The organism is Aeromonas sp. MdU4 (assembly GCF_041929505.1).
GTDB lineage: Bacteria > Pseudomonadota > Gammaproteobacteria > Enterobacterales > Aeromonadaceae > Aeromonas.
The window spans coordinates 64,413-77,388 of the sequence record NZ_JBHFMW010000006.1; the positions used below are offsets into that span (position 1 = coordinate 64,413).

The 12,976-nt window shown below is 50.7% G+C and carries 13 protein-coding genes; 2 read left to right on the forward strand and 11 right to left on the reverse strand.

Annotated features, from left to right (window positions below; translation table 11 throughout):
* Nucleotides 1-35: 35 nt before the first annotated feature.
* Nucleotides 36-1,310, reverse strand: a complete 1,275-nt coding sequence (locus tag ACE1BR_RS03950; RefSeq protein ID WP_374867810.1) for a NupC/NupG family nucleoside CNT transporter — start codon at nt 1,308-1,310, stop codon at nt 36-38.
* A 226-nt stretch (nt 1,311-1,536) separates the two neighbouring features.
* Nucleotides 1,537-2,310: a TatD family hydrolase gene (locus tag ACE1BR_RS03955; protein WP_374867812.1), complete on the reverse strand. Its 774-nt coding sequence runs from the start codon at nt 2,308-2,310 to the stop codon at nt 1,537-1,539.
* A 41-nt stretch (nt 2,311-2,351) separates the two neighbouring features.
* Here ACE1BR_RS03955 and ACE1BR_RS03960 point away from each other — a divergent pair, with 41 nt between their 5' ends.
* The gene (locus ACE1BR_RS03960) at nt 2,352-2,972 is read left to right on the forward strand and encodes a type II secretion system protein (RefSeq protein WP_374867814.1); all 621 of its coding nucleotides are present in this window, start codon (nt 2,352-2,354) and stop codon (nt 2,970-2,972) included.
* Nucleotides 2,973-3,285: 313 nt separating this feature from the next.
* On the opposite strand, the gene luxS is transcribed toward ACE1BR_RS03960, so the two are convergent.
* The 4 genes from luxS to ACE1BR_RS03980 are packed head-to-tail and all read right to left on the reverse strand — an operon-like array spanning nt 3,286 to nt 6,437.
* The gene (gene luxS / locus ACE1BR_RS03965) at nt 3,286-3,795 is read right to left on the reverse strand and encodes an S-ribosylhomocysteine lyase (protein ID WP_033112946.1); all 510 of its coding nucleotides are present in this window, start codon (nt 3,793-3,795) and stop codon (nt 3,286-3,288) included.
* Nucleotides 3,796-3,813: 18 nt separating this feature from the next.
* A complete protein-coding gene (locus ACE1BR_RS03970) occupies nt 3,814-4,416 on the reverse strand; it encodes a transglycosylase SLT domain-containing protein (protein ID WP_069554436.1) in 603 nt (200 codons plus the stop codon).
* Nucleotides 4,417-4,466: 50 nt separating this feature from the next.
* The gene (gene glnB, locus ACE1BR_RS03975; RefSeq protein WP_005308848.1) at nt 4,467-4,805 is read right to left on the reverse strand and encodes a nitrogen regulatory protein P-II; all 339 of its coding nucleotides are present in this window, start codon (nt 4,803-4,805) and stop codon (nt 4,467-4,469) included.
* A gap of 9 nt (nt 4,806-4,814) precedes the next feature.
* The gene (locus ACE1BR_RS03980) at nt 4,815-6,437 is read right to left on the reverse strand and encodes an NAD+ synthase (RefSeq protein ID WP_374867816.1); all 1,623 of its coding nucleotides are present in this window, start codon (nt 6,435-6,437) and stop codon (nt 4,815-4,817) included.
* A gap of 147 nt (nt 6,438-6,584) precedes the next feature.
* Between ACE1BR_RS03980 and ACE1BR_RS03985 the strand changes: the two genes are divergently transcribed.
* A complete protein-coding gene (locus ACE1BR_RS03985) occupies nt 6,585-7,082 on the forward strand; it encodes a GspH/FimT family pseudopilin (protein ID WP_374867818.1) in 498 nt (165 codons plus the stop codon).
* 21 nt (nt 7,083-7,103) lie between these two features.
* Here ACE1BR_RS03985 and tapY2 read toward each other — a convergent pair whose 3' ends face one another.
* Genes tapY2 through pilV form a run of 5 tightly spaced genes read right to left on the reverse strand, consistent with a single transcriptional unit; the run spans nt 7,104 to nt 12,973 of the window.
* On the reverse strand, nt 7,104-7,364 hold the full coding sequence (tapY2, locus tag ACE1BR_RS03990; RefSeq protein ID WP_374867820.1) for a type IVa secretion system protein TapY2: 261 nt from the start codon (nt 7,362-7,364) through the stop codon (nt 7,104-7,106).
* 8 nt (nt 7,365-7,372) lie between these two features.
* Nucleotides 7,373-10,978, reverse strand: a complete 3,606-nt coding sequence (locus ACE1BR_RS03995) for a pilus assembly protein (protein WP_374867822.1) — start codon at nt 10,976-10,978, stop codon at nt 7,373-7,375.
* An 11-nt stretch (nt 10,979-10,989) separates the two neighbouring features.
* Entirely contained in the window at nt 10,990-11,412 is a 423-nt protein-coding gene (locus ACE1BR_RS04000; protein ID WP_374867824.1) for a PilX N-terminal domain-containing pilus assembly protein, read from the reverse strand.
* Entirely contained in the window at nt 11,409-12,407 is a 999-nt protein-coding gene (locus ACE1BR_RS04005; protein ID WP_374867826.1) for a PilW family protein, read from the reverse strand. The genes ACE1BR_RS04000 and ACE1BR_RS04005 overlap by 4 nt, the downstream gene beginning before the upstream one ends.
* Nucleotides 12,404-12,973 carry a type IV pilus modification protein PilV gene (gene pilV / locus ACE1BR_RS04010; protein WP_374867828.1) on the reverse strand — a complete coding sequence of 190 codons (570 nt, stop codon included), beginning with the start codon at nt 12,971-12,973 and terminating at the stop codon, nt 12,404-12,406. Before pilV ends, ACE1BR_RS04005 begins: the two co-directional genes overlap by 4 nt.
* Nucleotides 12,974-12,976: the final 3 nt, after the last annotated feature.

The following is a 12,976-nucleotide window of genomic DNA, read 5'->3' on the forward strand; positions in this document are numbered from 1 at the left end:
GCGTTTGTCTTTATACCCTGTCAGTCAGGCAGCTATTACATGCCGGACAAAGCCAGGAAGAAGCCTGCGATGGTGGCAGACATCAGGTTGGACAGAGAACCAGCCAATACGGCTTTCAGGCCAAAACGGGCGATAGTGCCGCGACGATTTGGCGCCATGGAACCCAGCCCCCCCAACAGGATGGCAACAGAGGAGAGGTTGGCAAAACCACACAAAGCAAAGGAGATGATTGCCTTGGTGTGCTCAGACATGGCCACGCCGTTGATCAGAACCTCATTTTTGATATACGGTGCGAAGTTCATGTACGCAACAAACTCGTTCACCACCACTTTCTGACCAATGAAGGAACCGGCAACAATCGCCTCATTCCATGGTACACCGATCAGGAAGGCCAGCGGGGAGAACATCCAACCCAGGATCAGCTCCAGAGAGAGCTGCGGATAACCGAACCAGCCACCCACACCGGAGAAGATGCCGTTGATCATGGCGATGAGGGCAACGAATGCCAGTAACATTGCGCCAACATTCAATGCTAATTGCATACCTGCAGCAGCACCTGCAGCAGCCGCATCGATCACGTTGGCTGGTTTGTCGTCCAGCTCGCTATCACTGGAACTAATATCATTGTTAGGAATGTCAGTCTCAGGAACCAACAACTTGGCAAACAGCAGACCACCCGGTGCTGCCATAAAGGAGGCTGCAATCAGGTACTCCATCTTGACACCCATGCCAGCGTAGCCAACCATTACCGCACCAGCAACAGACGCCAAACCACCACACATAACAGCAAACAATTCTGAATCTGTCATCGTGGCGATATAGGGACGAACCACCAACGGCGCTTCTGTCTGACCAACAAAAATATTTGCAGTGGCTGAGAGAGACTCGGTACGAGAAGTACCTAGCATCTTCTGCATCGCGCCACCCAGCAAATTAATGATAAACTGCATAATGCCAAGGTAGTAGAGTACAGCAATCACAGAAGAGAAAAAGACGATGGTTGGCAGAATTCTGATGGCAAAGACCATTCCGCCGCCACCAAAAATTTCAAACATCTTATCACTGGCCAAGCCACCAAATAAGAAGTCAATACCAAACTTACCATACGAAAATACTTCAGACACACCACTGGATATTGCATATAAAATGTCACGGCCAACCGGCACATACAATACAAATGCCCCCAGACCAAGCTGAAGAACAAACGCACCAATAACGGTACGTAGATTTATTGCCTTACGGTTGTTGGAGAACAGTACGGCGATAAGGAGGAGCGTGACCATCCCTACCAGACTCATTATTATACTCATTATTATCTTATCCTCTTATGTAGCACCTATGCCTGTTAGCGAAATGTAAACAGAGACCGCTAATCAAGGGTGCGCATTATACTAATTAAAGGCCGATAAAATAGAATACTGGTCACACTTTATCGTCATCAAAATGTCCAAGTGTCACAAAATTAGACAGCAAACGATTTTTACGCTCATTTTTTTTCCTGACAACCCAACAGTATGTTATCTAAATGTTTAATCGTCATGTTCCGTGATGGAAAAGATTACGCGCATTGCAAAGCAACATGTCGGCAACAAGGCGAGCCGGTTCGTCCCGTAAATCCATCAAGATAGCTGCTATTTTTGGCAAAGATTCCGGGGTATTTCTTGCCCCTTGTTCACTCTGCAACGGCATGTCAGGGGAATCCGTTTCCAGCACCAACGCCTCCAGTGGCATTACCTTAAATACATCGCGAGTTTTATTCGCTCGCTCAAAGCTGATCACCCCGCCAACACCGAGCCGAAAACCCAGTTGCCAGAATGCCTCCGCCTGCTGAAGTGAGCCGCTGAAAGCGTGGATCACTCCGCCACGTGGCGGCTTGAAGCGGCGCAAGACCTTGGCCACTGTGTCATTGGCTCGCACCGAGTGCACCATCAGCGGAAGATCAGCATCAGATGCCAGCCGGATTTGCGCCTCAAAGAGCGCAAGCTGCCCCTCCTGCGGCACATGAGAGCGCAGGTCCAACCCACACTCGCCGATTGCCACCAGCCCGGCAGGCTGACTCATCACCAGCGCCCTCAGCCGATCCATCACCCCCTCACGCTGCTCACCGGCATACCAGGGGTGAACTCCCAGGCCATAAAAAAAGTCAATATGCTGATCTGCCAGTGCTATCACACGAGTCCAGTTATTCTCGGCGATGGCAGGAATGATATACTCCGTCACCCCCAATGCCCGGCAACGGTCCAGCAACGCCTCCCGGTCCTGGTCGAACACCGGAAAGTCGAGATGGCAATGGGTATCTATCAGCTGCATATCACTCACACCTGTTTGCGGTATTTAATGGGTCATGGAACATGATGAACAACAGAAACAACGGCTTTACCCTGATTGAACTGGTACTGGTGATCATAGTGCTGGGGATCCTGGCCGTCACCGCGCTACCCCGCTTTATCAATATCAAGGATGATGCCCTGCAAAGTACGGTCTCGGCGACCGCTGGCAGTTTTGCCAGTGCGGTACAGCTGGCTCATGCGGGCTGGGCAGTGAAAGTTCAGGGGCAAGACCTCGCACTGTATAACTTCAGTGGGATGGGTAACAAAGACCTTGATATCAACCACTATGGCTGGCCTGTGGGCACGGAAGAAGGTGGTCAAGGAATAGATGAACCCTCAACTGGTGGAGGCAACGACGAGATATCTGTGAATAGTAGGGATGACTGCTCTCTTCTTTTCGCCGCAATACTTGATACTGATCAGTCTGTGGCTGATGAGGACAAGAAAGATAAAAACACAGTTTATATCTCAAAGCTAATTCCTGCAGATGACCAAACCGAACCAAGTGGCCTGGAACACTCTAATTGCCGTTATATTCTGCAAAAATCAGTGGGCCGCTTCCAGACAGGTTCAGAGTATGAAAACGGCCTGGGCTTTGAATACAACAGCGTTACCGGTGCCGTGACCCGCAATTTTGATTGAGTTCTGCCTCTTCTGCGCAAGCTCGCTCTTTGGTTGAATCGGCATCATAACGAACCGGCGTACAGCAGCGCCGGTTCTCCTGAGTGAGCCCCCACTCCTCGCACCACGCGTCGTAACGGGCCAGCCAACGTAGCAATACGCCTTTCATCGTCACACCTCCGCCAACAGGTTCAGGTCAAGAAACCATCCTAATCAGTGTCGACAAGGTGAGCAAGTCATCCCCATTATTGCCATCGGACGAGATAAAAAAGAGCCGGTCAGCATGGCTGACCGGCTCTTTTATGATGACTCGCAGAGCACAATGCTCATCGTCTCACAGGCTTTTCAGCTTCTCTTCCGGCAGCGCCAGCTCGTCGTTGTGGTTGACGCCGATGCCGCGCTCCAGCACGTGACGAGCGATGGCATGAGCCTCTTCCAGCGAGTGCATGCTGTAAGTTCCGCACTGGTATTCGTTCAATTCGGGGATCTTGCCTTGCTCCTGCACGGTCAGCACGTCGCTCATGGCGGCCTGCCAGGCGGCGCCGACCCGGGCTTCATCTGGTGCACCGATCAGGCTCATGTAGAAACCGGTACGGCAACCCATGGGAGAGATATCGATGATCTCCACCCCGTTGCCGTTCAGGTGGTCACGCATGAACCCAGCGAACAGGTGCTCCAGCGTATGGATGCCGCGCTCGGAGAGGATCTCTTTGTTCGGTACGCAGAAACGCAGGTCGAACACGGTAATGGTATCTTTGTTCGGGGTCTGCATGGTTTTGGCCACACGCACCGCTGGCGCTTCCATACGGGTGTGGTCAACGGTAAAACTGTCCAATAACGGCATTTCTGACTCCTGATTGGGTTACCAGAACCAGCCCCCGCGGGAGAGCTGATCCTTGCATTGTCGATACTGGGCGCCGTAGCGCTGGGCACGAGCCTCTACCTTGCGGGATGTCTTCATCAGCCATCCCTTGCTACGGTAGCTGCCACGCCGGTAGCCACCCCACCCTTCGTGATAATTGAGATACTGGCCATAGGCATCCCACTTGGAGGTACCATTGAGCCGCTGAGCCTTGTTAGTGTACCAGCCCATAAAATCGATGGCGTCGGCAAAGTCATCGCGATCGCTCCAGCTATTGCCGGTCTCTCGCTGGTAATCAGCCCAGGTCTCGTCTTTCACCTGGGCATAGCCATAAGCCGAACTGGCCCGCCCGGTCGGAATAAAGAGGAAATACTCCATCGGCGGCTGGGCGTCGTGTACGAAGGAGGACTCCTGATACATCATGGCCATCACCACATGGATCGGCGTCCCCCACTTCTCGTTCATCTTGAGCGCCGCCTTGTGCCACTCCGGTTTCTCGCGAAAGATCTGGCACAGGTTTTCCGGCTCGGCCGGTGGACGGGTACTACAGGCGGTAAGAAGAGTCAGCAGACCAGCTGCCGCCACGAGGCGTTTCCGGGACATCAGAGCAGAATTTGTTTTGCTCTCCTGAACATAACGAGGCAAAAACAACATCAGATAGCGTCTTCGTTCTCTTCGCCAGTACGGATACGAATAACACGCTCCACCTCGCAAACGAAGATCTTGCCGTCACCAATCTTGCCGGTGCGGGCGGTGTTCTGGATCGCTTCCAGACAGGCATCGAGATCCTCGTCCTGCACCACCAGCTCCACTTTCACTTTCGGCAGAAAGTCGACCATGTACTCGGCGCCGCGATAGAGCTCGGTGTGACCTTTCTGACGACCGAAGCCTTTGACTTCGGAGACGGTCATGCCGTTGATGCCGATCTCGGCCAGGGCCTCGCGCACATCGTCCAGCTTGAACGGTTTGATGATGGCTTCAATCTTCTTCATGGTGACTCCTTACCAGTTCTGTTTGCCGAACCCGGATGTAATGGGGTAACGGCGATCCTTACCAAAGTTGCGAGCCGTAATACGGGGCCCGACCGCCGCCTGACGGCGCTTGTATTCGTTGAGATCCACCAGGCGGATCACCTTGCGCACCACCGTTTCCTCGAAGCCCTCCGCCACCATATCAGCTACAGACGCATCCTCCTCGACGTAGCGCTTGAGGATGGCATCGAGGATGTCGTACGGCGGCAGACTGTCCTGATCCACTTGATCCGGCGCCAATTCTGCCGAAGGCGGGCGGTCGATAACCCGTTGCGGGATCACGTAGTCGACTGAGTTGCGATATTCGCACAGCTTGAAGACCAGCGTCTTGGGCACATCTTTCAGCACATCGAAGCCACCGGCCATATCGCCATAAAGAGTGGCATAGCCAACCGCCATCTCGCTCTTGTTGCCGGTGGTCAGCACGATGCGACGACGCTTGTTGGAAAGTGCCATCAGCAGCACGCCGCGGCAACGTGCCTGCAGGTTCTCTTCGGTGGTGTCGCGGGCGGTGCCTTCAAACAGCGGCGCAAGTTGGGCCATAAACCCTTCAAACATCGGCTCGATGGAGATGATGTTGAACTCCACCCCCATCCGCTCGGCCTGCTCCTTGGCATCTTCCACGCTCATCTGGGCGGTGTAACGGAACGGCATCATCACCGCCTGTACCTTGTCAGCGCCGATGGCATCGGCCGCGATAGCCAGCGTAAGCGCCGAATCGATGCCGCCGGACAGCCCCAGCACCGCGCCCTGGAAACCGTTCTTGGTGACGTAGTCGCGTACCGCTAACACCAGGGCCTGATAGGTCTCGGCCAACGGCTCCAGTGGAGCAGCGGGTTCCAGCTCTTTAACTGGCTGGCCATCAGCAAAGCGCACCAGCGCCAGCTCTTCGGCAAACGGAGCCAACTTGTGGGTTAGCTCGCCCTGGCTGTTGAACACCTTGGAGCAGCCATCGAAAATCAGCTCATCCTGACCGCACACCTGATTGAGGTAGACCAGCGGCAAGCCGGTCTGATCGCAGCGCTCCACCATCAACTCACGGCGGATCCAAGGTTTTTCCTGATCGTAAGGCGAGGCATTAATAGTAAGCAGCAACTCGGCTCCCGCAGCCTTAGCAGCCAGTGCAGGCCCCGGCTGCCAGAGGTCTTCGCAGATGAGCAGCCCCAGCTGATAGCCACGGAACGGCACCACGCAGGTCCCTGTGGCCGCAGTGAAGTAACGCTTTTCGTCAAACACACCGTAGTTGGGCAAGTCCTGCTTGAAGTAGCGTGCGACCAGTTTCCCCTGTTCATAGAGAGAGGCGGCGTTGTAGAGCTCCTTACCATCGCGCCAGGGGTGACCCACCAGGATCGCGCAAGCCCCCTGCCATGCTGCGATGCGGGCCAGAGCAGTCTCCACCCGGATCATCAGGTCCGCGCGCAGCAGCAGGTCTTCCGGTGGATAACCGGTCAGGGCCAACTCGGAACAGACCAGTAGATCGGCACCTTGCTGTTCGGCTTGAGCAGCCGCAGCGAGCACCTTGTCACAGTTTTCTTCGATGGCGCCTACCGTAAGATTCATCTGGGCAAGCATCAGAGAGAGGGCTTTTGCCATGGCAATGGGTCTTAAAATCAGAAATGATGGGGAATAATAAAGAAAAGGTGGGCAATCTGCCAGTTCAAGACTGGCTTAACCATGTGACAGCAATCAGTGGGAGGGATAAGCTGTAAGTAGTCACGGAACGACACACCTCAGGCCACCATGAAACAACACGGATTTACCTTGCTGGAGCTGATGATAGCCATTGCATTGGGGGTCATACTGCTCGCCATTGGCATCCCAGCCCTCAGCGATCTGCTCAAAGAAAACACAGCTAACTATGAAAGTGAGCGGCTGATAAAGCACTTGCGCTTCGCTCGTAACGAGGCAATCAGCGAGCAACAAACCGTATCTGCATGTCTCATCAACAACGCAAGCCAGTGCGTTTCCAGTAATTCAACACAGTTATTGGTATTTGTTGATACCAACAACAACTCACAACTTGATAATGGTGAAACCGAGTTGGCACGTACGCCAACCTTCTCATCCAGCGCCACGATCACTTCGACAAGAACACGAATCCTCTTTGCTCCTGACGGCACCAGTCTGGGCACCAATATGACGATCAAAGTGTGTGTGAGCCAAGAACCGGAGATTGATCTGGTTATTGCTGTCTCCGGCCGCAGCAGCAGGACAGATACAACCACAATCTGTCCTTGAGTCAACCATATTGCACTACTGCTATCTTGGCTGTTCTTTCTCTTGTTTACGTGCAGATTCAAGAGTGAATGGTCGGTCAACAGGCTGACATTCCAGTACTTTGCTAACCATCAATACCTGCCCATCCACCTCAAAACCTTTCTCTTTAAAAACAATTTCAGGCTTTTGGTTATCCGGGATCGCCCCCTGCAGCACAACATTTACACCATTTTCCAGCTCGACATAACACTTCCGGTCTACCGCGGCATAGGCGCAACCCATGCCCAGCAGAGTCAATAACATAATTACTCTCATTGGGGTTCATCCTCGTAGAGGTATATTTTCTTAGGAGTCATATCCATTTCTGCCTCATCGGCCCCCTCGGAACATTCCCCCGCCCCGGTACAACGAGTTGGCTGATTATTCCCATCATTTTTCAGGATAACCTCCTCACCCGGAGCCCCACCGATAATACGGATCTTGGCATCATCACCAGCATGTACAACAAGATCATCGGCAACTTTATTATTTACCTCAACATATCGTTCCGGGGACTGATTACCCGCCTGATCGACCGTATAGCGGAATGAGGTGCCATAGTGCATATCGACCATGTATTGACGCATGGCCCCTATCGATTGGATGGTACACTCCTGGAAAGACTGTACTTGTGGCAAGAACGAGGTGAAATAGAGCTTACCCTGCAGCACAACCCCTGCTCCCATCGACTTCTCTCCTGTTGCATCCAACCAATATTTCCACCCCATCTTGCTGGTTAGTGTTTTCTTGAACGTCAATATCTCCGTATCAGTTTTACCAAGGAAGGGGTCTGTTGTTACATCGTAGAGTTGATCAATAGTGATCGCCGATGGCGGGGTAACTGCGCGATAAGATTTGGGAACAACCTGATAGTCCCGCAGCATAAAGTAGGCATTATTGACTGTCGATTCTGATGATGGACGGTTACGGTCTCCAGAGCCAATCAAGAGCGCATCAAAGGGGCGCTCGCTATAAACATACTGGCTATTTTTTACCTCCCATCCCTTATTGATTGTTCTTACCAATACGGGTTGAGTGAAGAAACGCCGATCCTCACTTTGTTGTGTATCTGAACCCAGGCTGGCAAATTTGAATACACTCCAATCTGTTTTAGTGGCATTCGGCAAATCCATTCGCCATATATTCCCGCCGGTATCCCCTGCATAAATGCGATCTATCTTACCATCGCCATCACTATCCAGTGTTGCCACTGAGCCTGGCATGCTGTCCAGCATAGTACTGACTTGTAAATTAGTCGGACTATTAGCTGCAGGCGTTGCACTGTAGACAAGGGCCCCTGTATTGGCATTCACTATGTAAATACCTGCTCCGCTACTATCAGAACTGCCCAGTCCGAGGGGGCTTTTATTCAAATCATAACCCCCGGCAAAAATCACCACCGGTTCGGTAACCCCAGGAACAAAAGCTACCTCAGGAACTGACCAGGTCTGCCCCAGCTGGGAAAAACCACTCGAATCAGGGGTAATCGACCATTTCAGGGTTGGAGCATTAGGATTTGTGATATCAAAGGCATAATAGTTTTTACCGCCACCACGCAACCCGACAAACATCCAGACATAATCGCTCTCTGATGCTTTTATTACACCATTCTGGTTGGCATCCTTGATGAGTGCAACGGGAGATGAGTCCACACCAAATACGTGAGCAGATGACTCATCATTTTGTCGTAACGCTTTTTGAGTGGCTAAAAGTGGATAAGGCATCATGGCCCAGGTTTCATCAACAGATGATCCAAGATCCTTGAACATATGCAGAAAACCGGCATTGGTTCCCATGACAATACGCAAGTCAGGAGTACAACTAGTCTGTCCTTGTCCAACAGTACAACCGTAGTTGATGACCAAAGGTCTGGAGTGCAGGGGATCACCTAATATATATTTCCTGATTGTAGTGCTGCTGTCGTTATCTTCATTGTCGACATCACTACCAGTGATCCAACTGAACATATTATCCAGTTCAGATACGTCAGATAGCTGCATCAGGGAGCGTAGCACCTCGGCACTGCCAGCCATTGTTTGGGCATTGCTGCGGGTAAAACTATCCAGACGTTTTGGTGATGCCTTGTCATTAATTAGATAAATATTGCGGTTGCTTTTATCTGCAAGCATCTCCTGCACACCACCTTTTGCAACCTGATTACCGTCGTCTTCTGATGACCAAAAAGTTCTGGCATTCTCCAGAATTGTGCCATCACTTTTTATCGCAGGTAACGTTGTTGTATCAACAACATATCCTTTATCTGATAGAATCAGCTTTTTAAGATTGCCTTTCCATCGCGGGCCAGTATCAGGCTCAAACATTGCGTAGTATATATTATTCAAGCTTCGCGTACGGTCAAAATTATTTGTTGCGATGGCGGGAGAGACCAGAGATGTATTTATGCGAAGTATGGCAAGTAAAGATGACTTTAGTGCCTGACTGAGTGCTTCGGCACTGGTCGCAGGATAATAGAGCCCTCCCCCACGGCGAGCAGTTTCAGCTAACAAGTTGCCCGCACCAGTAACTGCATCATCACCAAATCCAACAGTAAATGTCGTAACGGTCTGTACTCCGGGTGATCCGGGATTTATATCCTTGTTTTTCATATAACCAGCCAAAGCAGCAATATAACTGGTGCTGCCGCTGCTACCATATCCAACGGTTGTACCATATGCAGCCTTTTCAGTTGCATTAAGATTACTTAACAATCCCTGCACTAATGTGTTTGCGTTGGTATCCTGAGTTGGCTCACCATCGGTTATATAGATAACATAGCCATTATTTGAGCATTTATCATAAGGGGCTTTATATGTACCGACAGGATTTTCCGCCAGAGTATCTCGAGTCGGTGTGCGTGAACTGTCGTCATCTCCATAATATATCGAAAGGCCGCCAAATAGACGATATGCTTCATATAGTGTTTCACATAGCGGCGTATTGGTTTCTGCCCCCAAGCTATCTATAGTTGACAATATATTTTTCTCTGCAGTAACACCGTTCCCCATATCAGTATCATTGCTGAGAATACGGCGAACGATACGCCCACCATTTTTTGTTCCATTACTATCATTGTAATTATAAACTGCTAATCCAAAATCAACTCCCGGTGTTGAAGAGATAAGCCCCTTTACCGCATCTTTGGCGACCTGAAGTCGTGATGGAGTACTATGCCCGGTTGGGCCATAATACCATCTGATGTAGTTTGCACTATACAATGTAACAGCAGTATTGCTCCCCGCAGCAGCATTGCTAATATTTGTTGTGTAATACCATAAGCCACTACTATTTGATGTTTTATTAACAGGATAACCATTAGATATACTACCAACAACCAAGCTCGGCCCTGAATAAGGATTGCTGTTATTACTAGCAAGAATATCTTGCTTGCAATCAACCAATACAATATTAGATTCGGTACGGCCAGAGACAGTACCCCATGTCCCCTGTCTCGGTGTACTACCTGAATAGCTGGAGTAATTGTAACTCCATACTTGAGACTGAAAATAACCGACTGTAGACAATGGTGCTTTGGAGGATGCGCAGGCATTTATACTATCTTTAAATCGCTGGGTGTTGGTGATTGAGGGAACTGTGCCATCCGTGGAAAAGTAGATGTATTTTTTACTATTTCCAGTGTCTGGATCATTGCTGAGCGCTGGATATACAGTGTTTGGGTCATAAGCCTCTCTAACCACATCCATGGTAGAGCTCATACTCCCCGAATTATCGAAAATAATCAGTATTTTTGGTCTGAAGTCGCCAGCTTTGGAAAAATCGTAGATGAACAGCTCCGTATCATCAGAATAACTACTGCTTGCCAAGACCGGCATGGCCGCCATTACCGTGCAAAGCAGCAAGGCTCGTCCATATTCGCGCATATCCTATGCTCCTATTCCGCCTTTAGCAGGGGCTGCTCTACCCCAGCTGTCCAATTCATTGCACGACTATTCTTGCCATAGGTCGCCGCTGCCTGTAGCTCAACATAACGACAAGAGGGAATAACATTCTGGCTACTGGCATCCACTTTTCGCTTGCAGACACTTTCACCACGGCGCTCCATATTCATGGTGTTGCCATTAACCGAGATTGCAGAGCTGACTCCCATAGTCGCAATCTTGCTCGACAAGCCAGCTTGCGATAATGCACTCTCTATCATCCCTTCAATCCGATGCTCAGCTTGCTGCAAACTGGCCGCAGCCCCCGCCATTTTGAGATCAACGCCACTGGACTGCATCATCACAACAGCAATCAAAGTAAGTGGCACCAGAATGACCAAGGCTACAATCAACGCAACACCTCTGGTTCGTCTCATTTGCCACCTCCTGCAATCGCTGCCGGGTTTCGCAGTGCGATGGATGTCTCCAGAAGCAATCGTCTAAAACCATCACCGCTACCCGCCACCTGAATATTGCCAACCTGATATGTATTGTTATTTATATATTTTGATGATGCTTGCAGAGAGCGAACAAGAATAAATAGACGGGCAGCTATGACACGTCCTTCATTCCACTCGTCACTCGCTACAGTGTTAATATCAACATATTTGTCTATTCGTCCATCTGGAACAGCACTGGTATCTATACCGTATAGCAATGTTATTCTTTCTATACCTTGCGCAAGCGCACCGGAAATATCCCATGAACCATCATTGGCAGTAAGCATTCGCTTATGCAGCTCAGGGACGCCACTATTATCAACAATATGGTAGATATAGTGCTGATACTCCCATAACTGCCTGTTTGGCATAGCTGTACTGTCAGGTGGGGCTTCATTTCCGCGAAATATAACAGCCGACTGGGGAGTCGTTGCCATATAGAATCTGTTTGCAGAGAGTGCGCTGTCTGCCAAGGGGAAACCGATCAATCGTTTAATACTAATGATATCTGAATTCGCAACCCTGTTGACCGATGTAATACAGCCGAATGCATTGCCTGTGGTCAACTTGTTAGCATCAATATGTGTCGCCCATATACTACGTACAGGAGCTGATGCTGAGGGGAAACTTCCTTCACTACGCTCATCCAAACAATCTTTGCTAGAGGTAACAGCTGCCCCTGAAGTGATGGTTACCCCGGAGTTCAACTGCATCGGCATACCGGTATAATCACCCCAGAAACCTGCCCACTTAAGGTCTTGGGCTATCAGACGCATCGCCAGACGGCCATTTTCCTGTAACTCGCTCTGATCAAATGCGTCTTCGGAGGTCGTACGGGAAGCAACAAACACACTAAGCACACCACCCAGCAGAAACACGCCGATCACCATAGCAATCAGCCATTCAACCAAGGTAAAACCGCGGCTGTTCATAAGGTGGTCGTCAATACGTATTGACGCCTCGTCAAGTCGACCCCGGATATGCCGCATGCATTGGTCGTGGCTAATGCGAGAGCACTCGAGCCATCATGGGAGGCCTTGCGCCCCGCCCAAAAAATGGCAACAGTCAGTGAATTGCTCGCCCCTTTAATGATGCAGCCAACAGGATTATTCAGCGTAGACCCGGCCCCCGATGCGGCACTGCCTATTAGTGACTGACGCCAATAGTAGAGGTCGAGCGCCAGCATATTTGCATCGCTGCAGTTGCTCATGGTGCCATTGGCATTGGCACAGGATGGCAGCGACGATGTACTCGAGCTGACGATCCAGGTATTACTGGCCTGTACCTCCCAGATAGCCCGATTGACCTTGATCCGCTCAACCATGTCGTTTGCCAGCCAACTGGCAATGGTGCGTTGTCTCGCCTCGTATCCTGAGAATTTGGATTGTGCCTGCATGGCGACCAGTCCCAGCAAGCCAAAAGAGAGCACGACGGCAGCAATCATCACTTCAAGCAGGCTGAAACCGGTGGGAATACCATCAAAACCGCTGTGTTTCATGGC